Genomic DNA, 23379 nt, shown 5'->3' with positions numbered 1-23379 from the left:
CGATTCTAGCCAAGCAGTCCGGACACGATAGGCTGTACAAAATCGACGATCTAGGGCAGGCAAACGCGGCTTGTCAGGCCCGCGGCCTTGGGTCACACTTTCGCGCCGCCAGTGTTGCTCCAGTCGACGCTCGGTGGCCGCCCGGGCAGGCTCAGCCGGGCGGTGGCCGGCGCCATGCGGCTCACGACCTGACCCCGGCGCACCACCAGCAGGCGCGCGGCGCGCAGGCGTATCGCCTCCTCGGGCGAACGGGCCTGCAGCAGCACGAAGTCGGCCTTGCAGCCTGCGTCCAGCCCATAGCCCTCCAGCCCCACGATGCGAGCGGCAATGCTCGTCACCGCTTCGAAGCATTGCCGCATGGCGGAGCGCGAAGTCATCTGCGCCACATGCAGGCCCATGGAGGCGACTTCCAGCATGTCGGCACTGCCCATCGAGTACCAGGGGTCGAGCACGCAGTCGTGGCCGAAGGCCACATCCAGGCCGGCGGCCATCAGCTCGGGCACGCGGGTCATGCCGCGGCGCTTGGGGTAGCTGTCGAAGCGACCCTGCAAGCTGATGTTGATCAGCGGGTTCGCGACCACACTCAACCTGCTCTCGGCCATAAGGCGTATCAGCTTGGCGGCGTAGTAGTTGTCCATGGAATGCATGGACGTGAGGTGAGAGCCGGTGACGCGGCCTTGCAGGCCCAGGCGCTGGGTCTCGAAGGCCAGCGTCTCGACATGGCGTGACAGCGGGTCGTCCGTCTCGTCGCAATGCATGTCCACGCGCAGGCCGCGCTCGGCCGCCAGCTCGCACAGCAGGCGCACGCTCTCGGCGCCCTGGGCCATGGTGCGCTCATGGTGCGGAATGCCACCCACCACCTCCACGCCCAGGTCCAGCGCCCGCCGCAGATTCGCCAGTGCGTTGGCTGAGCGCAGCAAGCCATCTTGCGGGAACGCGACCAGTTGCAGGTCCAGATAGGGCGCGACCAGCTTCTTGACATGCAAGAGCGCTTCAACCGCCAGCAGCCGGTCGTCGCAGACATCGACATGCGAGCGGATCGCCAGCAGGCCGCGTGCCACCGCCCAGTCGCAATAGCGCAATGCGCGCTCGACGATGGCTTCCTGCGTCAGCAGAGGCTTCAGCTCGCCCCACAGCGCAATGCCTTCCAGCAGCGTGCCGCTTTCATTGAAGCGGGGCTGGCCATGGCTCAGCGCGGCATCGAGATGGAAGTGGGCGTCGACAAAGGGCGGGCTGAGCAGCCAGCCCTGGCCCTCGATGATTTCAGTGCCTTCCGGCGCAGCGAGTTGGGGCCCGATCGCTGCAATGCGCCCGTCCTGCACCAGCAGGTCCTGGGCCTCGCGGCCATCAGGCAGGCAGACATTGCGGATCAGCATGCTGCCGGCCTCAGCCGTGCTGTTTCAGCGACGGCCACATGCGCCGCAGCACGCCGTCCTTGAGCACCCGGTGATGCCAGACCGCGGCGGCGGCATGCAGCAAGGCCAGGCCCAGCAGGAGATTGGCCGCCAATTCATGCAGCTCTCCGATGTCATGGCGCAGGGCCTTGTTGTCTGGGGCGATGGAGTCCAGCTTGAAGACGCCGAACAGGTTGTCGCCGCGCACCAGCGTGAATGCGATGCCCGCACCGACCGCGGCAATCAGCAGCAGATAGAGCAGGCCATGGGCCGACTTGGCCACGCCGCCCAGCAAGCCCGGATCGGCCGGCGGCCGGCTGCTGCCGCGCGCCCACCAGAGCAGACGGGCGATCACCAGAAAAGCCAGCAGGAAGCCGAACACGATGTGCAGGCTGCGCACCGTGATGCGCGGCGTGCCGCGCGGGAACCAGTCGATGGTCTGGCCCACGCACCACAGCGCGAGCACGAGGACAGCGCTGGCCCAGTGAAGCACGATGCTGCGGCGGTCGTAGCTCTGCGGGACTGCGCTGGTCTGTTCGGGCATGGGCCTGGCCGGAAGTGGGTGAGTGCCTTCAGCATACCCCCGCCCCACAGCCAGCTTCTTGACCTGGATCGCTTGCAGCCACAATGCGCGCCATGTTGTTGAAGATGCCCCTCAAGATTTCTTGCACTTACCAAGACGGTCCGCGCCTGCTGGCCTGCGCCTTCGCGCTCGCTTTCACCCTTGCCGGCGCCAGCTTGCCGGCCGCGGCGCGCGCCCCGTCCAAGAGTTCCCCCGCCGCGGCAGCTTCCTCGGACGAACCTGCCTTCAAGCTCGCCGTCAACGCCAAGCACGCGCTGGTGCTGGAAGAGGGCACGGGCCGTGTGCTGATGCAGAAGAACCCGGACGAGATGGTGCCCATCGCCTCGCTCACCAAGCTGGTGACCGCCATGGTGGTGCTCGACGCCAAGCTCGACATGAACGAGAAGATCCGCATCCAGCCCGACGATGTCGACACGCTCAAGCACAGCGCCTCGCGCTTGCGCGTGGGCACCGAACTGACACGCATGGCCGCCCTGAAGATGGCCTTGATGGCCTCCGAGAACCGTGCCGCAGCGGCGCTGGGCCGCACCTTCCCCGGCGGCATGGCCGGTTTCGTCCAGGCGGCGCAGGCCAAGGTGCGCAGCCTGGGCCTGCATCGCACGGCCATCGCTGAGCCCACGGGCCTGTCACCGCAGAATATTTCGACAGCCACCGAGGTGGCCAAGATCGCGAGCGCGGCCGGCCGCTACGCCGACATCAGCCGCATCACCAGCGACAAGCTTGAACAGGTGGCGCTGAACGGCAAGCCGCGCCAGGTGAACAACACCAACCGGCTGGTCGGTGCCAGGGGCTGGGACATCCGGCTCTCCAAGACCGGCTACACCGAGGAAGCCGGCCGCTGCCTGACCATGCGCATGATGAGTGGCGGCAAGCCGGTGACCGTGGTGCTGCTGGACGCCGACGGTTCCGGCCAGCGCCTGCGCGACGCCGCGCGGATCCGCCAGACGCTGGCCAAGCTGCGCAGCTGATTTGCTCCTGTTTCCGCACGGCGCAGGACCCATGCCGGCGCTGGCGCACATTCAGAGCGGCGGCTTGGGCCGATGGGCGGCATCCGGCTCTGCGATGAAGGCCTGCAATTCCGCCGCGCGGCCATGCTTGGGCGAGAGGCCGACAAAGGTCTTGTAGGCCTCCAGCGCCTTGGCATCGTCGCCCGCTTGCAGGCGTGCGTCACCCAGGTTCAGCCAGGCCAGCGCGCGGCTGCCATCCATTGCAATCGCCTTCTCGTACCAGCGCGCCGCCTCGGCCGGCTTGCCGCGCTTGTAGTAGATGAAGCCGAGGTTGTTGGCCGCCAGCGCGAAGGCCGGCTGCAGCTTGAGCGCTTCGACAAAGGCTGCTTCGGCTTCGTCGTAACGGCGCTCCTTGTAGAGCTGAAGGCCGCGGTCGTTCGCGCGCTGCGCCGCGACGCGCGAGCCGGGGTCGACCTTGGCGGTGGACGTTGAAAGCGACTGCTCGCGGCCATCCAGGCCCGTGATCGTCACCTTCACCGCGCTGGCCGCCGCTTGCGGCGCGGCCACGTCGTCGATGCGCTTGGCCAGGCGGCTGGCCGCTGCATCGAGCTGGCCGCTTTCGCCGCTCAGGGCCTGCTCCACGACCGGCAGCTCGAACACGAACTCGCCGCCCTCCGAACCCGGCAGGCTGCCGAACGCCGGTGTCTGGTGCGCGATGGCCGAGACGGCCGGCGCCACATAGGCCGCCAGCTCGGTGCCGGTGATCAGGCCGTCGCCGTTCAGGTCTGCCTTGCCCGAGAGCGCCTGCAGCAGTGTCCAGGTGAAGACCGAATGGCCACCGGGCCCGTCGTCGGCCACCTGCTGATCAGCGCCGCCGGCGGTCATCATCTGCCGGCCGATGCGGCGTGAGTTGTCGCGCGCGAAGTTGGCGGCGCCGCCGCGTGTGAGGCCCAGGCCCGAGTAGCAGGCATCGATGACGAAGAGCGCATGCTTGGCGCTCAAGGACTCGGCCACTTCCTGCAATTGCGGCATCGCTATCGCGTCGGTCTGCAAATCATCTTGCGAGGCATCGACCGGAATCACGTAGCCGATCTCGCGGCCGCTGGGCAGGCGCCGCGTGCTGCCGTGGCCGGCAAAGAAGACCAGCACCCGATCGTCGCGCTTGACCTTGCTGGCGTCGCCCAGCTTGTCGTTCAAGGCGCGCAGGATGTTGGCGCGCGTGGCCTCGCCGTCGAGCAGCATGGTGATGTTCTCGGGGCGGAAGCCGAAGCGTGCTTCCAGCGTCTCGCGCATGGCCCGGGCATCGCGCGCCGCATGCGCCAGGCGCGGCCACTTGGCGTACTGGTCGATACCGACGATCAGCGCGTGGCTGTCGCGGTAAAGGCTGGTGCCGGCCGTGGGCATCGGTGCCGGCGCAGCCGCATCAGCGGTGACGATGCGGCCGTCCTTCCAGCTCGCGAAGCGGTATCCCTCGGCGCTCAGCTGATCCAGCACCAAGGGCAGGGCCTGCACGGTGCGGGCGTGGATGTCGTGGAACAGCACGATGCCGCGCTGGCGCTTGTCCAGCTCGCCGAGCACGCGCGCAGCGATGGACTTCGGGATCGGGTCGGACCAATCCAGCGAGTCCACGTTCCACATCATCGAACGCAGCTTCAAGGCCTCGACCGTCGCCAGCGCAGCCTCGTTGCGCGCGCCATAGGGGAAGCGGAACAGCGCCTGGCCCTGGCGGCCGGCCTTGTCCAGCAGCGCTTCAGTGTTGGCCGCTTCCTCGCGCACCTTGGTCTGCTCGAACTTGGACATCAGCCCATGGGTGAAGCTGTGGTTGGCGAGCTGATGACCGGCGGCCAGAACCCGCTGCGCCACCTGGCTGCCCGGCCCTGGCTGGACCTGGCCCTTGGCGTCAAGCTTGCCAAGGTTCTGGCCCAGCTGAAAAAAAACGGCGCTCGCTTGATAGCGCTTCAGGATCTCCAGGATCTCGTCCGTGTAGCGGCCATGCGGGCCATCGTCGAAGGTGAGCAGTACCGTCTTCGGCGGCAGGTCTTCGCCGAACAACTCGCGCGGCGGTGTTGACGAGGTCGCTGCCTGCTTGGCCGCCGAGGGTGCGGCGCTGGCATAAGGCACGATGGTGGCGTAGTCGCGCAGGATCTGCTCGCGGCTGTAGAGGCTGCGCAGCTTGGCCACGTAGTCGCTCCACTTCTCACGCTTCAATTCGATGCCGCGCTTGTTGCCGAAGCGACCGAAGGCGTCTTTCAGCTCTCGCTCATAGGCCTGTTCGACCTCGGCCAGCACGGCCAGGTCTTCATTGGCGCGCTTGGCCAGTTTCAGGGCGGCCAGGCTTTGCGCGCCCGAATACTGCTCGGCAATGCGGCCCAGGTAGTCCTTGAAAGCGAGGCGGTCGGCGTCGAACCAGCTGGGCTCGGATTCGATGCGGTCCAGCACCTGGGCGAGCGCGGCAACGAGGGCGGGGTCCTGATGCGCGGCCGAGAGCCGCCACAGCTTCTCGGTGGCTTCACGCATTTCATGAAAGATCAGCTGACCGACGCCCGTCACCGCGCGCCGCTCCGCCGGTGGCAAGGCGGCCTCGCCGTCCATCAGCACGATCATCTGGCGGTAGCGGGCCAGCACCTGGTCGACGCCTTGCTGAAGCTCGGCCAGCTGCGCGGCATTGGCTGCCGGCGCGCTCGCGGCAGCGGGTGCTTCGGCGCTCTTGGGCTGGCAAGCGGCGAGGGCCAGCAGGCCGGCACAGAGCAGGGCGGTGCGCAAGGATAGAGACAAGGACGGGCTCCCCGGATGCTTGTGACGGACGTGGACGGTTTTGCGGCCACATTGTGCTGGCGAAAGCGCCGCTGGGCCTCGCGGCTAAAATCCGCGGGTTTGCCCTCATCCGGCCCTGCGCCACTACCCGCCATGACGCTCTCCGCACTGACCGCCCTCTCGCCGCTGGACGGCCGCTACGCCTCGCGCTTTGCCGCCCTGCGCCCGCTGCTCTCGGAGTTCGGCCTGATGCACCGCCGCGTGCAGGTCGAGGTGGAGTGGTTCATTGCGCTGTCGGATGCCGGCTTCGCCGAATTCGCGCCCTTGTCCGAGGCCGCCCGCGGCCTGCTGCGCGGCCTGGTGACGCGCTTCTCGGAAGCCGATGCGCAGGCGATCAAGGACATCGAGAAGACCACCAACCATGACGTCAAGGCGGTCGAGTACTGGCTGAAGTCGCGCTTCGAGTCGCAGCCGGAGCTGAAGGCCGCCGGCGAGTTCGTGCACTTTGCCTGCACAAGCGAAGACATCAACAACACCAGCCACGGCCTGATGCTCAAGGCCGCGCGCCAGGACGTGGTGCTGCCCACCATCGACAAGATCATCGCGAAGCTCACCGGCATGGCGCACGCCATGGCCGCCACGCCGATGCTGAGCCGCACGCACGGCCAGACCGCCAGCCCGACGACCGTGGGCAAGGAAATCGCCAACGTCGTCGCGCGCCTGCGCAATGCACGCGAGCGCATCGCGGACGTGAAGCTGCTGGCCAAGATGAACGGCGCCGTCGGCAACTACAACGCTCACCTGAGCGCCTGGCCCGAGTTCGACTGGGAAGCCTTCTCGCAGCGCGTGATCGAGGGCCAGCTGGGCCTCTCCTTCAACCCGTACACGATCCAGATCGAGCCGCATGACTACATGGCCGAGATGTTCGATGCGATGACTCGCGTCAACACCATCCTGATCGACTGGTCGCGCGATGTCTGGGGCTATGTGTCGCTGGGCTACTTCAAGCAGCGCACCAAGGCCGGCGAGATCGGCAGCTCGACCATGCCGCACAAGGTCAACCCGATCGACTTCGAGAATGCCGAGGGCAATTTCGGCCTGGCCAATGCGGTGCTGACCCACCTGTCGCAGAAGCTGCCCGTCAGCCGCTGGCAGCGCGACCTGACCGACTCGACGGTGCTGCGCAATATGGGCGTGGCCATCGGCTACGCGGTGCTGGGCTACGACTCGCTTTTGAAGGGCCTGGACAAGCTCGAGATCAACGAAGCCGCGCTGGCCGACGACCTCGACAGCGCCTGGGAAGTCCTGGCCGAGCCGATCCAGACCGTGATGCGCCGCTACGCGCTGCCCAACCCCTACGAGCGCCTGAAGGAACTGACCCGCGGCAAGGCCATCACCCGCGAGGCCATCGCCGCCTTCATTGCGACGCTGGAACTGCCCGAAGCCGAGAAGGCCCGTCTGCTGGCGATGACGCCGGGCAGCTACACCGGCAAGGCCGAAGCGCTGGCGAAGCGGATCTGAACTTCGCGAGCGCTCAGTTCCAGACGCCGGTGCCGAGGTACTGGGCCCAGACGTCCAGGCTGACGCTCTTGTCCGCCACGCCGGGATAGTTCGCCAAGGCAGCCTGCACAGCCTCGCTGTCCTGGGTCTTGGCGAACAGCACTTCTGCTACCGGGCCGTTGGCGAGCGAGTACCAGGCGCCAAAGCGGCCGCTGTCGATCAACTGCTGCAGCATCGCGCGGCGCTGCGCTTGCAGGGCCGGGGTGGCGTTGGCGTCGCGGCCGATCAGGATGATGCGGCCCTCTTCGATGCCACCCGGGTTCACCGCCAGCGTGATCAGGGCCTTGTTGGGTTCGGCTGTGGCAGCGTTCAGTGTCATATAGCCCTCGCGCACATACTCGTCCGGGCCGAAATAGCTCTGCAGCTCTTCGCGCGAGGAAGCCTTGGCCACCACGATGCCGCGCTTGACACGGGCGGGGTCTCGCATCGGGCCGGCCACAAACAGCTTGCCCTCGGCATGCAGGCGCACGAAGTTGTCGATGTGGCCTTGCTGCATTTTCTGCACCGCGGCCTTGTCGTTGGGCGTGGGCCTGCCGGTTTCCAGGAAGATGAAATACCAGTTCGCCGCACCCGCGGCCTGCGCCTGAAACGGGGGCAGCGTCAGGGCGGAAGCGGCAATCGTGGCGGCAATCAGATGGCGGCGGCGCATGGGTGTCTCCTGGGAATTGGCTTGATTCTTGTTGGACCGGGCGCGCCGATCAAGCCTCGTTGTCGTCATCATCGCGCCAGGCCAGCGCGGCGATGCGCCAGCCCTCGATCGTCTTCACGACCTGCAGGTGCTTTGTTCCGCTGGCCTTGAAAGCCACGCCGTCCAGCACGCCGGACTTGCGAAAGCGCAGCCGTACTTGCGCGCTGCGGCCGAGCGAGTCGATCTGCAATGGCCCGTCGGCGGCCTCGCTGAAGTCACGCAGCCGGCCTTCCATCAAGAGCTCGGCACGCTGGCTGACGAAGGTGCGCGGGTCCATCAGCTCCAGGCCATCGGGCCGGTCGCAGGCGCTGCTGGCATAGGGCAGCAGCCAGTGAGGCAGGCTGGCGAGCACGGGAATCGCGCCACCGGTATTGCTGAAGCAGCCGAGCATTCTGTTCACGAGCTGCTCGATCTGCGCGCGGTCGTCCAGCTGCGCCGGCAGGGGCGCATCCCAGCGGAACAAGGCGGTCTGGCGGGTCTCGCCTTCCAGCACCGTGGTTTCCACATGGTGCAGGCCGATGCCTTCGAGCACCCGTGCCGACGCCGTGTTGGTGGGCGAGGTGATCCCGAGGATGGTGTTCAGCCCGAGCACTTCATGGCCATAGCGAAGGCAGGCGGCGGCCGCCTCCCGTGCATAGCCTGCGCCCCAGGCACGCGGCACGAAGCCATAGCCCACATCGACATGGGGCAGGCTGTCGCGCTTGATCAGGCCGCACATGCCCAGCACGGCGCCGTCTTCCAGGCGCTCCACGGCCCAGAAGCCAAAGCCTTGGAACCAGTAGCCGCCCACCAGGCGGTCGCTGATGAAGGCCTTGGCGTCATCGAGACTGTGAACATTGCGGTCGCCGATGTTCGCTATCCACGAGGGCTCGTTGAGCAGCTCGAGGATGAACTCGGCGTCGCCGGGGCGCTCGGCATCGAACCAGCGCAGCCGCAAGCGCTCCGTCTTCAGAACCAGCATCGCTCACTCCCTCTCTCGTCGGATTGCAAAAGCAGGACAATACGGCACCTTGAACCGCCCCGCCTTCCGTCATGAATTTCATCCAGCAGATCCACGCCGCCGCCAGCCTCAACAACTCCCTGCTGTGCGTGGGCCTGGACCCGGAACCGGCGAAGTTTCCGGGCGCCTGGAAGGGCGATGCCGGCCGCATCTTTGACTTTTGTTCCGGCATCGTCGACGCCACCAAGGACCTGGTGATCGCCTTCAAGCCGCAGATCGCCTACTTCGCCGCCCACCGCGCCGAAGACCAGCTCGAGCGGCTGATGGCCCACATCAAGCGCGTGGCGCCCCACGTGCCGGTGATTCTTGATGCCAAGCGAGGCGACATCGGCTCCACGGCTGAGCAGTACGCCCGCGAGGCCTTCGAGCGCTACCAGGCCGACGCGGTGACGCTGTCGCCCTTCATGGGTCTGGACTCCATCGAACCCTATCTGCGCTATCCGGACAAGGGCGCCATCCTCCTGTGCCGCACGTCCAACACCGGCGGCAACGACTGGCAGATGCAGCGCCTGGCCGATGTGCCGGGCCAGCCGCGCCTCTTCGAACACCTGGCTGCACTGGCACAGACAGCGTGGAACAAGAATGGCCAGCTGGGCCTCGTGGTCGGCGCGACCTTCCCCGGCGAAATCGCCCGGGTGCGCGAGCTGGCGCCGACGCTGCCCTTGCTGATTCCCGGGGTGGGCGCGCAGGGCGGCGATGCCGAGGCCACGGTCAAGGCCGGCTGGCGCGAGGGCGCGCCCATCATCGTCAGCAGCTCGCGGGCGGTGCTCTATGCCAGCTCGGGGGATGACTTTGCGGCCGCTGCACGCCGCGTGGCGATGCAGACGCGCGACATGCTCAACGCCGCGCGCTGAAGGAAGCTGCGCAGTATTTCTCGATCCGGCGGCCGGTTCGTGATCTGCGAGGCAAAGCGGGCGGATTTCGCGCCCTCAGGGGCTGCTCCCGATGGTTCTGTCCCGCGCTTCTGGGTCAGACTCATGCTCTCGAAGCCGGGAGCATGGGCGCGTGAACAGGAAGAGCAGGGACACCCTTGATGAGCTGAGCAGCCTGGTCGGGCAGGAGCAAGACCAGCTGGATCGCATGAGCGCACTCGAGCGCAATGTGCAGTGGCGCTCGGTGCGTGTGCTGGCGATGGGCTGCGGCCTGATGGCCCTGCTGCTGACCATCGCGCTGCTCGTAGCCCGCAACCCGGATGAAGTCTTGCAGGGCTTGCTGATGCCCCTGCTCACGCTCACGGTGAGCGGCCTGTGCTTCCTCGGGTTGTGGAAGGTGCCGCGCAGGCATGGCCGCGCCTTCGTGCTGGCCGTGCTGTTCTCCATCATCGGCCTGGCCGTGGCGGGAGCCTTTGTGCGCCAGGCCGGTCTCAATGCCACCGGCCTGGGCGTGCTGGCCCTGATGGTCGCCATGGCCACCGCCATGCATGGCATGCGCACCGGCGTGGCCGTGCTTTCGGTGGCCGGCATGGGCTTGATCACGATTGCCTGGGGCCAGATGAGCGGCCTGATCCAGCCCCAAACCGCCGCGCCGCCCCTGCCCCTGACCCTGATCACGCATGCGGCCGTGCTGCTCACCGGCCTGGTGGTCGGCCTGTCGACGATGCGCATGGTGCGCCGCTCGATACGCGAAGCCAATGAGCGAAATTCGCGCTTCCGCCATCTGCTCTCGATGGCGGCCGACTGGTACTGGGAAATGGACCGCGAATTCCGGTTCACGCACCTGGCGGAAGACAAGCCTGGCTCCTCGGGCATGGACCTCGATTCGCGCCGGGGCAAGACGCCCTGGGAACTCGACAGCATGGGCCTGTCCGACGAGGAGCTGGATGCCCACCGCGCCGACCTCGAGTCGCACCGCCCCTTCCACGGGCTGGTAGCGCGCCGCCGCGGTGCCGACGGCAACCAGCGCTTTGTCTCGATCAGTGGCGAGCCGCGCTTCGATGCCGAAGGCAATTTCCGCGGTTACTGGGGCGTGGGCCGCGACGTGACCACCGAAGTGCAGGCCGAGCAGACCATCCACGCCACCGAGACACGCTATCGCGAGTTGTTCCGCCGCTCGCCTTCACCGCTGGTGCTGCACCGCTGGGGGCGCGTGCTGGACGCGAACCCGGCCGCCATGGCCATGTTCGGCTACACGCAGCGTTCCAGCATGATCGGCCAGGACATCTTTGCCCACTACGAGCCGGGCGAGGACGAGCGCGCCCGCCAGCGGGCCGGCAAGATCGAGGCGATGCCCGTGGGCGCCATGCTGCCGCAGGCCGAGTTCCGGCTGCGCACGCTGTCGCGCCGCCGCCGTCTGGTGCAGGTCACGACGGTGCGGGTTGATGCCATCGGCGGACCGGCCACCCTGTCCTTCTTCATCGACCAGACCGAAGCCTCGCGGGCGCAGGAAGCGCTGCGCCGCTCCGAAGCCCTGCTCTCGCACCTCGTGGCCACCAGCCCCGACGTGATCACGCTGACCGATATGACCTCGGGCCGCTATGCCATGGTCAACAAGACCTTCGAGCAGTTGAGCGGCTACACGACCGAGGAGGTGCTCGGCCGCACGGCCGACGAGCTGGGCATCTGGTACGACCCGGACGACCGGGCCCGCGTGGTCAGCGCAGTGCGCGAGCACGGGCGTGCGACCGATCTGCCGGTGAACTTCCGCACCAAGAGCGGCACGCCGGTGTCGATGGTGATGTCGGCCGCGCCCTTCGAGATGGAAGGCCAGACCTACCTGGTCATCAATGGCCGCGACGTGACCGAAAGCGAGCGCACGCGCCTCGTCCATTCCGGCATCCTGGAGAACGCCTCGATCGGCATTGCGCTCACGCGCGACCAGCATTTCGTGCTGGCCAATCCGATGGTCGAGCAGATGTTCGGCTGGGCCCATGGCGAGCTGGTGGGCCAGCATGGCAGCGTCGTCTGGCCGAGCGTGGAAGACTGGCAGTCGATAGGCGCCGAGCTGGGCCCGCGCCTGGCCACCGGCGAGCAGGTGGAAACCGAGCGGCCGATGAAGCGCCGCGATGGCTCGACCTTTCTGTGCCGGTTGCTGGCCCGCGCGGTGGACCCGCACCACCCCAGCCGCGGCGGCACGATCTGGATTCTGGAAGACGTCACCGAGCGTCGCCGCGTTGAGGCTGCGCTGGCCCAGGCCAAGGACGAGGCCCAGGCCGCAAACCGTGCCAAGAGTGCCTTCCTGGCCAACACCAGCCATGAGATCCGCACGCCGCTGAACGGCCTGGTGGGCCTGGCACGCATGCTGCAGCAGCCTGACCTCAAGGATGAAACCCGGCGCGAGTACCTGGACCAGATGCTGGACAGCGCCGAGAGCCTGTCGGGCCTGATCTCCGACATCCTGGACCTCTCCAAGATCGAGGCGGGCCGTCTCACGCTGGAGACCGTGCCCTTTGCCTTGCGCGACATGCTGGGCACCATGCGCCTGGCCTACCTGACCCTGGCGCAGGCGCGCGGCCTGTCGTTCCGTATCGAGGTCGATGCCAATGTGCCCGCCTGGGTGGTTGGCGACCCGGTGCGCACGCGCCAGATTCTGGCCAACTACCTCACCAACGCGCTCAAGTTCACCGAAAGCGGTTCGGTGGCGGTGCGGGTGCGTGCCCTGAGTGCCGAACGCGTGCGCATCGAGGTGCAGGACACCGGCCCCGGCATTTCGCCCGAGCTGCGCGGCCGCCTTTTCCAGCCCTTCACGCAGGCCGACGAATCGACCACGCGCCGCTTCGGCGGCACGGGCCTCGGCCTCTCGATCTGCCGGGAGCTGGCGGAGCTGATGGGCGGCCAGGTCGGCGTGGACAGCGAATACGGCCAGGGCTCGGTCTTCTGGGCCGAGCTGGACCTGCCCGCCGCGCCCACGCCGATCAGCACCCAGCTTCGAGAGGCCCGCAGCAACGAGGAGCTCGAAGGCCTGCGCGTGCTGATGGTCGAGGACAACCCGGTCAACATGATGATTGCCGTGGCGCTCCTGGAGCAATGGGGGCTGGAGGTTTCGCAGGCCAGCGACGGCAGCCAGGCCATCGAGGCGATCAATGCAGCAGCCACGCTGGGCAAGCCCTTCGACGCGGTGCTGATGGACGTGCAGATGCCCGTGATGAGCGGTCACGAGGCCACGCGCGTGGTGCGCCGCCGCTTCAATGCGACCGAGCTGCCGATCATTGCGCTGACTGCGGCAGCGCTCGTTTCCGAACGTGACGAGGCACTCGCCGCGGGCATGAACGACTTCCTGACCAAGCCGATCGATGCACAGCGCCTGCGCCAGGCCTTGGTTCGCCTGATCGGTCACAAGGACAACGACAAGCAGCGCAGCTGAGCGCGGCGCTTCAGGACGGGCTCAGTCTCTTCCAGGCCTGCTCGGCCAGGCTGGCGGCGGTCCGGAAATCAAAGGCATCGACGGCGACCGTCAGCGGGCGCACGAGTTCCGGGCAGCACTGCTCGAGCATGGGGCGCAATGGAGTGAAGGCTTCTGCGGCGTCCAGGTCGTCGCGCCGCAGCAGCATCAGCCAGCTCATCAGCGCCTCGCGAAGCCGTTCCAGATTGGGGCCGGCACTTGGCGGGGCCAGCGCCAGGTCGGGCCAGGTGCCCATCTGCTGGTGGAGCTCCGTCAGCGCTTGCGCGAGCGGTTCGAGGGCTGCCTCTGCGGCGGCAGTGTCGGGTGTCTGGGCCTGCAGCGGCTGTTCAACCGCGCGCGCCTGCAGCTGGATGGCCGACAGCCCCAGCGTGCCTGCCACGCCGCGCAGGGTGTGCATGCGGTGGCGGGCCTGGTCAGGAAACCCATCCTGCAATTCCTGTCGGCAATGCAGGGCGTCGGCGCTGTGGTCCTGGTTGAAACGCTGCAGCAGGGCGGCGAGGCGCTGCTCCTGGCCCCGCACGCTGCGCAGGCCCAGGTCGAGATTCAAGCCGGCGAGCGCCTTCAAGCGCTCGCGCACCTCGCTGGTCAGGACCGCCTGTGCAGGCCCTGCGTCGGGTGCAGCGGCGGCCCTTGGCGCCGCCTGGAGCCAGCGCGCCAGCGTGTCGCGCAGCTGGTCCGGTTCCACCGGCTTGGGCACATGGTCGTTCATGCCGGCAGCCAGCGCCGCCGCACGGTCCTGCGCAAAGGCATTGGCGGTCATGGCGATGATCGGTGTCGTCCGGTAGGCCGGCAGACCCCGCAGCCGGCGGCAGGTTTCCAGGCCATCCAGGCGCGGCATCTGCTGGTCGAGCAGGATCAGGTCGTAGGGCTGCTGCTGCGCCATCTCCAGCGCTGCGAGGCCGTCGTCGGCCAGGTCCACGAGGTAGCCCAGTCCGCGCAGCAGCTCGGCCGCCACCTCCTGGTTCAGCGGGTTGTCCTCGGCGAGCAGGATGCGTGCGCTCGCCGACTTTGGGGACGGAGCCGCAGCCGGCGGCGCCCGCTTCGGGTCAGGCCCCGCGTTCAAGGCCTGGGCCCAGGCCTTGGCCACCGCGTCCAGCAACTGTGCCGGCAGCACCGGCTTGGGCAGGAAGGCCGCGATCTCGCCGGGCAGCATGTCGGCCTGCGGGCAACCGGTCGAGCCGCTGACGAGGATGCAGACCGGACGCTGGCGCAGATTCAGCTGGGCCAGCCGGTTCACCAGTTCGACGCCGTTGATCTCGGGCATCTGCCAGTCGGTGAGCAGCAGGCTGTAGGGGTCGGCGCTGGCCTCGGCCTCGGCCAATCGCACGAGGGCCTGGCTGCCGTCGCTCGCAGTGTCCACGCGGGCACCGAGGCGGCTCAGGATGTCGGACAGGGACTGCCGCGCTTCCTCCATGTCGTCCACGACCAGCACCCGCGTGCCCGCCGGCAGGGCGACCGGCTCTGCCACTGGTGCCTGCGCGCGGCGCAGCGGCAGCTCGATCCAGAAGCTGCTGCCCTTGCCGGGCTCGCTGCGCACCCCGACCTGCCCGCCCATCAGGTCGGCCAGCCGCCTGCAGATGGCGAGGCCAAGGCCCGTGCCGCCGTACAGCCGGGTGGTCGAGGTGTCGGCCTGCTCGAAGGCCTTGAACAGGCGGGACTGCTGCTCCGGCGTGAGGCCGATGCCGGTGTCGGTGACGGTGAAGCGCAGCCAGAGCTCCTCGCCCTCCTCGAGCACCAGGCTGCCGCGCAGCACCACGCTGCCGTGCTCGGTGAACTTCACCGCATTGCTGACGAAGTTGAGCAGCACCTGGCCGAGCCGCACCCCGTCACCATGCAGTTGGGGCGGCAGCTTGCCGATGTCGGCCACCATCTCCAGGTTCTTGGCATCGGCCCGATCGGCGTTCAGTGCGAACACGTTGGCGATGCAGCGCTCGAGGTCGAAGTCCGTGGGCTCCAGCGTGAACTTGCCGGCCTCGATCTTCGAGAAGTCGAGGATGTCGTTGATGACGGCCAGCAGGTGCAGGGCGGCGCCGGAGATCTTCTCGAGTTGCTGGCGCTGGCGCTCGTTGACCCGGTCGCGCTTGAGCAGATGGGTGAGGCCGATGATCGCGTTCATCGGCGTGCGGATCTCGTGGCTCATATTGGCCAGGAAGGAACTCTTGGCGCGGTTGGCGCTCTCGGCAGCCTCCTTGGCGGTGCGCAGCGCTTCGGCCACCTCATGCTCGCGGGTCACGTCTTCGATGATGCCGATCACCAGGTCGACCTGGCCCTTCAGGCGCAGCGGCGCGCCGGTGATGCGTGCCCAGAAGCGGCTGCCGTCGCCGCGCGTCAGCGACTGTTCCAAGGCCGCCGGGTTGTCGTAACTGACGCCTTCCGGGTAGAGCTGGCGTCCCGCCTGCTCGAAATCCTCGTCGCTGCCATACCAGAGGCGGGTGGAGGTGCCGGTCAGCGTCTCCATGGGTCGGCCCAGCATCTGTGCGAACCGCGCGTTGCAGCGCACAACGCGTCGGCGGCGCAGCAGCACGATGCCCACCGTGGCGGCGTCGAACACGATGCGCAGCTCCTCGTTGGCGCGCTGCAGCTCCTCGGTGCGCTCGGCCACCAGCTGCTCCAGCCGTTCACGGTGCTGCAGCAGTTCCTGCTCGGCCGCATGCAGGGCCGTCACGTCGCGTCCCACCCCGAGGATCCCGATCAGCTGTCCGGCCGTGTCGCGAACCAGGGTCTTGATCACGAGCAGTCGTTCGCGGTGGCCGTCGGCAAAGGTCCGCCAATGCGGTTCTACTGTGTGCTGGCTCGTGGCCAGAGCCAGGCGGTCGGCCTCGCGATAGCGCTCGACATCTTCGGGCGCGAACAGGTCGGCGTCGGTCTTGCCGACCAGCTCTGCCGCCTCGTGCCCGGTCAGTTCCATGAAGCGCCGGTTGAAGATGCGGTAGGCGCCGCCGGCATCCTTGAGCCAGACCAGGTCGGGCATGCCCTGAATCAGGGCCTGCATTTGCTGGCGCTCACCGTCCAGGGCCTGTTGCGCCTGGTCGCGCTCCGCCTGCACGCGCGAGAACTCCAGCAGCGAAGCCGCCAGCGAGCCGAGCAGGCTGCCCGAGGGCCTGGCCTGTTTCAGCAACTGCTCGCGCAGTGTGGGGTCGTCGATGCCGCTGCCCTGGGCGATGTCGTTCACCGCCTCGTTGATCCAGTCCAGCCGCACGGCGATGCGCCGGGCCACGGCCAGCCAGGCCAGGACCAGGGCCAGCGTGCCGAGCGCCAGCCAGCGAAGTCGAATCGCGTTGTCCTCGCGACCTTGGGCAATGGAGGCCTGTGCTTCCTCGCTGGTGTGCTGGGTCAGCTGCTGTGCCAGCACATGCGCACTCTGCGAGAAGCTCAGGAAATGCCGGGCCGTGCGGCCCAGCAGCTCACGTGCCTGCGTGGCATCGATCGCGGCGAGGTCGGTGCTACGGATCAGGTCGCGCCGGAAATCATTGAAGCGCTCGCGGGCCTCGGCCAGCGTCGCCGCGGCCTTCGCGTTCGTGCTGGGCACCGGCAGCTGGAGCAGGCGTTGCTCGACCCCGGCCATCGCATCGACGGCACGGGCGTGCAGCGCATAGGTCTGGGCCGCGTCGGACAGCCGTCGCTTGTCGGCCATCAGGTCCTCGACCTGTTGCTGCAAGCCCAGCAACTCACGGCTGATGGTCAGGGCATCGTTGGCCAGCGCCAGGTCGTGCCGCTGCTCGAGGAACACGGCTTCCGTGGCTTGTGCCTGGGCCCGGTCCGACCACAGCGCATAGAGCAGGCTGCCGCTCAGGGCCATCGCCATCGGCACGAAGAACACGGCCAGGAAGCGCAGTCGGCGGGCCCGCTTTGCGAAATTCTGGGTGGCGGTCATGGGCTCACGGGGCGGGCCAGCAAGCTGTCCCAGAGCGACGGGGGGATGCTGGCGAGGTACTCGAAACTGCCATTGCCGCGCGGCCGCAGAATGACGATCGTGCCCTCAGGGTTGACGAAGTAGCCGAACAGGTCGGCCAGGTTGGGGGCGTGGGCGACCAGCACCGTGTTGCTCCCTGCGGGCGGCGGAGTGGATACGAGCCGGCGGATCGTGACGAGCAGCGGCTTCTTCTGCTCCGAGGTGAAGTTGGCGGAGTACATCAGATTGTGCTCGCTGCGGCGCGGACGATCCTGGAATGCAAGCAGGGCGGAGTCGCGTGTGCGGCACATCGGGCTGTGCAACACTTCGTGCACAGGGATGCCCAACTGGCGAAAGCGTTGGCCCAGCAAGCGCATGCCTGCGCGACCTTCATCACTGAGCACCCGCTGGGTGTCGCAGTTGCCGAGATCGACGGGCAGGTGGTCGGCGCGGCTGTTGTCGGTCGCGCCGTGCCGGATGTAGAGCACATAGCCGCCCTGGCGCAGGGACTGCAACTGGGCCGGCGTGGCCATGCGCTCCTTGAAGGCTGCCGGGCTGGGCGCCTGCGTGTTCGCCAGGGCCGGCGCAGCCGCCAGCAGCGAGGCGCCCAGCAAGCTGCACAGCAGCAGCCACCGCCTCATGGCGCCTGCTCCGCCTCGTGGTCGGCGAAGCGCCGCGAGATGGCGACGAACTCGTCCACGCTTTGCAGAAATGCGTCTGCGATGTCCGGATCGAAATGCCGGCCGCGGCCTTCGCGCATGATTTCAAGCACCTGCTCCAGCGGGAAGGCCTCTTTGTAATGACGCCGGGACATCAGCGCATCGAACACGTCTGCCACCGCCATCAGGCGCGCGGCCAGCGGAATGGCGTCGCCGGCCAGCCCCTGCGGGTAGCCGCTGCCATCCCATTTCTCGTGATGCCCCCCGGCAATGTCTTGCGCCGTTGCCAGGAAGGCCAGCGAGGTGTCGGAGTCGATGCCGCCGAACGGCAGGCGGTGCCGCACCCGGTCGATGGCGTCTGCCAGGGCCTGGCGGCCGATGGCGGCATGGGTCTTCATGATCTCGAATTCGTCCGGCGTGAGCTTGCCCGGTTTGAGCAGGATGGCATCCGGGATGCCTACCTTGCCGATGTCGTGCAGCGGCGCGGCATGCACCATGCGCTGGCAGCCCATCGGGTTGGCCAGCGCGGCCTCGAAGCGCGGATGCCGACGCAGTGCGCGTATCAGCACGCTCACATAGGACTGGGTGCGATGCAGGTGGTTGCCGGTCTCGTTGTCGCGCTTCTCGGCCAGTAGGGCCAGGGCATGCAGGCTGACCTCCTTGATCAGCTCGTTCTCGAGCATGCGCCGATGCACCTCGGCATCCAGTTCGGCATTCTTCCGGCTCAACCAGTCCCGCGAGCGCTTGAGCTCAAGCTGGGCCTTGACCCGGGCCAGCAACAGGGCCGGCTTGATCGGCTTGGTGACGTAGTCGACGGCACCGAGGGCCAGGCCGATCTCTTCGTCTTCGTCAGCGTCCAGGGCGGTGACGAAGATCACCGGGATGTCCGCGGTGGACGGCTGGGCGCGCAGGCGGCGCAGCACCTCGTGACCGTCCATCTCCGGCATCATCACGTCGAGCAGGATGAGATCGGGCCGCGGCTCGCCGGCGGCCGCCACCAGTGCATGCGCGCCAGAGTTGGCCACCCGGACCCGGTAGTGGGGACGCAGCAGCTGGCCGGTGATGCCGAGGTTCTCACCGGTGTCGTCGACGACCAGCACGGTGAGGGGCGGGGACACTCCGGGTTCGCTGTTGGTCTGCATGGCATCCTGGGTCACTGGCTGAGCGAGTTAGGGGCATACAGCGCCAATGATGACATCCTGGCCCAATTCCAGGCACGCTGAATGATGTGGATCAAGCAAGCGGCAAGACCGAAGTTCAGAGATCACCCGGCTGTGTGACCTGCACGGGAGCGGAAAGGGGCAGCTCGATCACGAAGCGGGCGCCAGTGCCCGGTGCGCTGAAGACGCTGATGCGGCCCCCCAGGACGTTGCCCACCAGCTCATGCACCACATGCAGGCCGAGGCCCGAGCCGCCGCGTCCCATGCGCGTGGTGAAGAAGGGGTCGAAGATGCGACTTATGTGTTCGCTCGGGATGCCGCAGCCGTTGTCGCTGATCACGATGCGGGCCTCGCCCGGTGCGGCTGCCTCGGTGCAGATCATGATCTCGCCCTCGGCACATTCAGCCAGGCCGTGCACCAGCGCGTTCTCGACCAGGTTGCTCAGCACCTGGACCAGGGCGCCGGGGTAGCTGTCCATCGAGATGTCTTCCTGCAGCACCGTGCGCAGGTGGTGGGGCGTCTTGCGCGTTGTCGGGCTGAGCATCAGCAAGGCTTCACCGACAATTTCTTTCAGGGTGAACTGACGGCGCTGCGCGCTGGTCTGGTCCACCGCCACCTGCTTGAAGTTGGCCACCAGCTCGGCCGCTCGGCGCAGGTTGCGCTCGGCGATGTCGCTGCCCTGATCGGCCTGGGTCACAAAGCTTTCCAGCGTGCTGCGCCGCAGGCCCTGGTTCATCTCGGTTTGCAGGTTCCGCAGGCTCTCGCGCAATGTGCTGATCACCATCAGGCCATTGCCCAGCGGCGTGTTCAGCTCATGGGCCACGCCTGCCACCAGGCGTCCGAGGGCGGCCAGTTTCTCGGAACGCACCAACTGTGCCTGCGTGGCCTTCAAGTACTCGACCGTGGTCTGCAGCTCTTCGTTGGCCGCCGTCAGCGCCTCGGTGCGTTCGGCCACGCGCGCCTCCAGCCCCTGGTTGAGGCGCAGGATCTCGGCCTCGTTTCGCTTCGCGGCGGTGATGTCCACGTCCATGCAGACGAAGATCTTCTGGCCCTGCTCGCCCGGTACTGCAAAGATGGAAGCCAGCACGATGACCGCATGGCCCTTGCGATGGCGCAGCTCGAACTCGGCCGGCCCGAAGCTGCCGCCCTCGTTGTCCAGCGTGGCCAGGATGCCAAGGAATGCCTGCACCTGGGCCTCGTCCAGGTACATCAGCGGCTGTTCGCGCAGCTCGGCGCCGAGCGCCTGACGGGCGCTGTACCCGTACATGGACTCCGAGGCCTGGTTCCAGTACAGGACGCGGCCTTCGAGGCTGTACCACTGCACTGACACGGCCGGCGCGCTGTCCAGCGTGGCGCGCAGGCGCTCGCCGTGGGTCTGTATGGTCTTGACCATGCGGGCCAGGTCAGCGCCGAGCTGGTTGAGCTCGCGTATCGGGCCGCGCCCTGGCCAGGCTCCGAGGTAGTCGCCGCCGGCCACTGCATGGGCACGGGCGATCAGGGCCTGGACCGGCCGGGTGAACACCGCCGCCCACCAGGGCGCCAGCAACATGCTGATGGCCAGGGCGCCGCCGAAGCCCGCCACCACCAGCAGCACCGTGACACGATAGGAATACTGGCCCCAGCCGGCCGGGGCGCTGGCGATGATGCTCCAGCCGAGCAGGTCGGGCCGCACGGCGCTGACCAGTCGGGGCTCGCCAAACAGCTCCTCACGGCCCGGCGCGGCCTCGCCCCGGTCGAGCATCTGCACGCTGGCCAGGTTGGCGTAGTTCAGGTGCCGCTCGGTGCTGCTGACGGCGCTGCGGGTCGAGGCAAGCCATTGGCCGCGGCCATCGACGATCATCACCTCGCCCTCGGCATCCTGCGAGGCGCGCTCCAGCTTGGTCAGCATGCGGGCGAGATCGAGCTCGGCGATCAGCATGCGCCGGTCGATCGGCAGAGCCAGGGCCACGGTGGTGGTGCCGGCCAGCGTGGACAGGTACTTGTCACTCCACAGCGTGGCGTTGCTCGCAGCACCCTGCTCGCGCAGGGCGCGGAACAGCGCATTGCCTGAGAAGTCGGCGCCGCGCAATTCCGTCTTCGCCTCGGCCCTGCCGCCGCGCAGGCCCAGCGCCTGCACGCGGCCACTGGCCTCCAGCAGGAAGACGGCCACGAAAGGGCTGTCGGGCCGGGTCAGCGCGTCCAGCACGGGCTGAGGTTCGGTGGCGGCAGCCTGAGCCAGCAGGTGGCCAAGTGGCCGCAGCTGAGCCTCGATGCCCGACAGGTCCAGGTCCAGCAGGCGTGCCGTGTTGAGCGCGCGCCGCTGCAGTTGCTCCAGGGCGCGCTGCTCGACCTGCGGCAGGCGCAGCGACAGGATGGCGCCGCCAACCAGGCCGAAGGTCAGCGCTGCTGCGAGGACCATCAGCAGCATCAGCGAGGTGCGCAGGCGCAGCTCGGGGCGCAATCGCGTCAGTGTCACGGCAGGCGGACGAAGCGGCCGTCGCGCACCTCGGTCATGTGGGTCTGGCGCTCGGCGTCGCCGTAGCGATCAAAAGCGAACGTGGCCTGCAGGCCCTCGAAGCGTTGGCCGCCGAGCAAGGCCGTCTTGAGCGCCGGACCGGTCTTGCCATTGAGCACGCTCAACAGGGCCCGGGTTGCATCATGGGCGGCAACGCTGGCAAACCCCGGTTCCTGCTTGAAGCGCTGGCGGTAGGCCTCGGCAAAGGCCAGGTAGCGGGGCGAGCGGTCGTCGCGGTCGAAGTACTGAGGCAGGCTGATGCCCTCGACCGTTCGCCCGCCCAGTTGCAGCAGGCTTTCGGTGGCGGCCCAGGAGGCTGCGCTGATCGCTTGCGTGGCCCCTTGGTTGCGGGCGGCCTGGGTGAGCCGCACGGTGTCCAGGGCATTGGCCGCGAACATCAGGAGGTCCGGCTTGCTGGCCAGCAACTGGCTCACCACCTCACCATAGCCCGCGCCCGATTGGAATGAGGCCTGGCTGACCACCTGGCCTCCCAGCGCGCTGAAGGACTTGGTGAAATGCCGCAGCCAGTCTTCGGTGTAGCTGCGGTTGCCGAGGTCATAGGCCACGGCGGCCCGGCGCAGCCCCTTGGCATGCAGGTGCCGGGCGCTGCGCAGGCAGTTCTCGCTGACAGGCGGGGCCACCAGCAGCAGGTAGTCATCCTGGCCGAAGAGCTCGGTGGACGTGATGGTCGGGCTGATGGTGAGCAGCTGGTGCTGGTTGATCAGGGGCAGCACCGCCACGCCCATGGCACTGGTCAGCGGGCCGATCAGCGCCATGGCGCCGGCCTGGCGCAGGGATTCGATGCCGCGCCTGGCAGCATCCGCGTTCTGCTCGTCGTCGGCGATCAGGAGCTCGACCGGGCGGCCCTGCAGGCCGCCGGCCTGGTTGCACTGCTCGACGGCCAGCAGCGTGCCGTTGCGACCGGCCTCGCCCAGGTCGGCCACCCGGCCCGACAGGCCGCCGAGGAAGCCCAGCTTGAGTGGCGGGGCCGACCCGGAACAGGCGGCCAGCGCCAGAGGCAACAGCAGCAGCGGACGACGCGAGAGGGTCATGATCAATCGATTCCTCGCCTTTCAGACCAGTCATCATGAGGCCTTACGCTTGCATGGGCTTGACGGCGCTCAAACCGGCGCCCTCGACCCAAGCAAGCGAGTGACAATCGGGCGCATGAGCAACCCCGATGTCCACCGCTCCCAGGCCCTGGCCAAACTGCCCGCCGAGGGCCAGCCCGAGTTGCTGTTCCTGCTGCTGCACGGCGCTGGCGCCGATGCGGCGCAGATGCGGCCTTTGGCGCACGCCTTGCACACACTGTATCCGCAGGCCGCGGTGCTGTCGCTGAACGGGCCCGAGCCTTACGACCGGATGCCCGGTGGCGTGGATCTGCATCAGGGCTGGCAGTGGTACTCCCTCGACGGCGCCAATGATGACAACCATGCCGGGCGCATCAACGCCGTGCTGCCCGACTTCATCGCCACCGTGCGCAGCTGGGCCGCCCAGTTCAACCTGCCCTGGCAGCGTGTGGCGCTCGCCGGCTTCTCGCAAGGCGCCGTGCTCGCGCTGGAGGCGGTACAGCAGGAAGTGGAGCTGGCAGGGCGGGTGCTCGCCTTCAGCGGCGCCTACGCCACCATGCCCGGCCATGCGCCGCCGCAGGTCAGCGTGCACATCCTGCACGGCCAGCTCGACGGCGTCCTGCCCTATCAAGACCAGATTGCTGCCGCCCGGCGCCTGGTGCAGCTCGGCGGCGACGTGACGGCTGATGTGCTGCCCGACATCGGCCACGAGCTGCATGAAGCCCTGATCGCACGAGCAATGGAGCAGCTGCAGACCTTCGTGCCGGCCCGCGTCTGGCGCGAAGCCATGCAGGCAGCGCAGGCGCAGGGCCTGGCGGACAAGGAAGAGAACGACTGATC

The 23379-nt window shown here is 67.9% G+C and carries 15 protein-coding genes; 5 read left to right on the top strand and 10 right to left on the bottom strand.

The features are described from left to right. Nucleotides 1-92: 92 nt before the first annotated feature. Together ABT392_RS17915 and ABT392_RS17910 are read right to left on the bottom strand one after the other, a co-directional pair. The gene (locus ABT392_RS17915) at nucleotides 93-1376 is read right to left on the bottom strand and encodes an amidohydrolase family protein (RefSeq protein WP_395385042.1); all 1284 of its coding nucleotides are present in this window, start codon (nucleotides 1374-1376) and stop codon (nucleotides 93-95) included. 10 nt (nucleotides 1377-1386) lie between these two features. After that, nucleotides 1387-1938 carry a cytochrome b gene (locus ABT392_RS17910; RefSeq protein ID WP_334279471.1) on the bottom strand — a complete coding sequence of 184 codons (552 nt, stop codon included), beginning with the start codon at nucleotides 1936-1938 and terminating at the stop codon, nucleotides 1387-1389. A 92-nt stretch (nucleotides 1939-2030) separates the two neighbouring features. On the opposite strand from ABT392_RS17910, the gene ABT392_RS17905 reads away from it, so the two are divergent. Further along, nucleotides 2031-2945 carry a serine hydrolase gene (locus ABT392_RS17905; RefSeq protein ID WP_395385043.1) on the top strand — a complete coding sequence of 305 codons (915 nt, stop codon included), beginning with the start codon at nucleotides 2031-2033 and terminating at the stop codon, nucleotides 2943-2945. Between the two features lie 51 nt (nucleotides 2946-2996). Here the strand turns inward: ABT392_RS17905 and ABT392_RS17900 are convergent, their stop codons facing one another. Then, the gene (locus ABT392_RS17900) at nucleotides 2997-5699 is read right to left on the bottom strand and encodes a polysaccharide deacetylase family protein (RefSeq protein ID WP_395385044.1); all 2703 of its coding nucleotides are present in this window, start codon (nucleotides 5697-5699) and stop codon (nucleotides 2997-2999) included. A gap of 132 nt (nucleotides 5700-5831) precedes the next feature. Here ABT392_RS17900 and purB point away from each other — a divergent pair, with 132 nt between their 5' ends. Beyond that, nucleotides 5832-7199: an adenylosuccinate lyase gene (gene purB / locus ABT392_RS17895; protein WP_395385045.1), complete on the top strand. Its 1368-nt coding sequence runs from the start codon at nucleotides 5832-5834 to the stop codon at nucleotides 7197-7199. 13 nt (nucleotides 7200-7212) lie between these two features. Here purB and ABT392_RS17890 read toward each other — a convergent pair whose 3' ends face one another. Together ABT392_RS17890 and ABT392_RS17885 are read right to left on the bottom strand one after the other, a co-directional pair. Then, entirely contained in the window at nucleotides 7213-7887 is a 675-nt protein-coding gene (locus tag ABT392_RS17890) for a YciI family protein (protein ID WP_334279467.1), read from the bottom strand. Between the two features lie 49 nt (nucleotides 7888-7936). Continuing rightward, entirely contained in the window at nucleotides 7937-8887 is a 951-nt protein-coding gene (locus tag ABT392_RS17885) for a GNAT family N-acetyltransferase (RefSeq protein WP_334279466.1), read from the bottom strand. A 71-nt stretch (nucleotides 8888-8958) separates the two neighbouring features. On the opposite strand from ABT392_RS17885, the gene pyrF reads away from it, so the two are divergent. After that, a complete protein-coding gene (gene pyrF / locus ABT392_RS17880) occupies nucleotides 8959-9780 on the top strand; it encodes an orotidine-5'-phosphate decarboxylase (protein WP_334279465.1) in 822 nt (273 codons plus the stop codon). A 151-nt stretch (nucleotides 9781-9931) separates the two neighbouring features. Further along, complete coding sequence (locus tag ABT392_RS17875) at nucleotides 9932-13225, top strand: PAS domain S-box protein (protein ID WP_395385046.1); 3294 nt, start codon at nucleotides 9932-9934, stop codon at nucleotides 13223-13225. A gap of 10 nt (nucleotides 13226-13235) precedes the next feature. Here ABT392_RS17875 and ABT392_RS17870 read toward each other — a convergent pair whose 3' ends face one another. The 5 genes from ABT392_RS17870 to ABT392_RS17850 all read right to left on the bottom strand — a co-directional run bounded on the left by ABT392_RS17870 (nucleotide 13236) and on the right by ABT392_RS17850 (nucleotide 22521). Next, nucleotides 13236-17138 (bottom strand): hybrid sensor histidine kinase/response regulator, encoded by a 3903-nt coding sequence (locus tag ABT392_RS17870; protein ID WP_395385047.1) that lies wholly within the window; start codon nucleotides 17136-17138, stop codon nucleotides 13236-13238. Next, nucleotides 17135-17797 carry a histidine phosphatase family protein gene (locus ABT392_RS17865; protein ID WP_334279462.1) on the bottom strand — a complete coding sequence of 221 codons (663 nt, stop codon included), beginning with the start codon at nucleotides 17795-17797 and terminating at the stop codon, nucleotides 17135-17137. Before ABT392_RS17865 ends, ABT392_RS17870 begins: the two co-directional genes overlap by 4 nt. Next, entirely contained in the window at nucleotides 17794-18933 is a 1140-nt protein-coding gene (locus ABT392_RS17860) for a response regulator (protein WP_395385048.1), read from the bottom strand. Before ABT392_RS17860 ends, ABT392_RS17865 begins: the two co-directional genes overlap by 4 nt. 139 nt (nucleotides 18934-19072) lie before the next feature. After that, nucleotides 19073-21430: an ATP-binding protein gene (locus ABT392_RS17855; RefSeq protein WP_395385049.1), complete on the bottom strand. Its 2358-nt coding sequence runs from the start codon at nucleotides 21428-21430 to the stop codon at nucleotides 19073-19075. Next, nucleotides 21427-22521, bottom strand: a complete 1095-nt coding sequence (locus ABT392_RS17850) for an ABC transporter substrate-binding protein (protein WP_395385050.1) — start codon at nucleotides 22519-22521, stop codon at nucleotides 21427-21429. The genes ABT392_RS17855 and ABT392_RS17850 overlap by 4 nt, the downstream gene beginning before the upstream one ends. 115 nt (nucleotides 22522-22636) lie before the next feature. Between ABT392_RS17850 and ypfH the strand changes: the two genes are divergently transcribed. Further along, nucleotides 22637-23377 carry an esterase gene (gene ypfH / locus ABT392_RS17845; protein WP_464970834.1) on the top strand — a complete coding sequence of 247 codons (741 nt, stop codon included), beginning with the start codon at nucleotides 22637-22639 and terminating at the stop codon, nucleotides 23375-23377. Nucleotides 23378-23379 lie beyond the last annotated feature (2 nt).

It is taken from the genome of Paucibacter sp. JuS9 (assembly GCF_044043925.2).
In the GTDB taxonomy this organism is placed as follows: Bacteria; Pseudomonadota; Gammaproteobacteria; order Burkholderiales; family Burkholderiaceae_C; genus JAUASW01.
The sequence above is the reverse complement of the archived record's forward strand: the minus strand, read 5'-3'. Positions and strand labels throughout refer to the sequence as shown.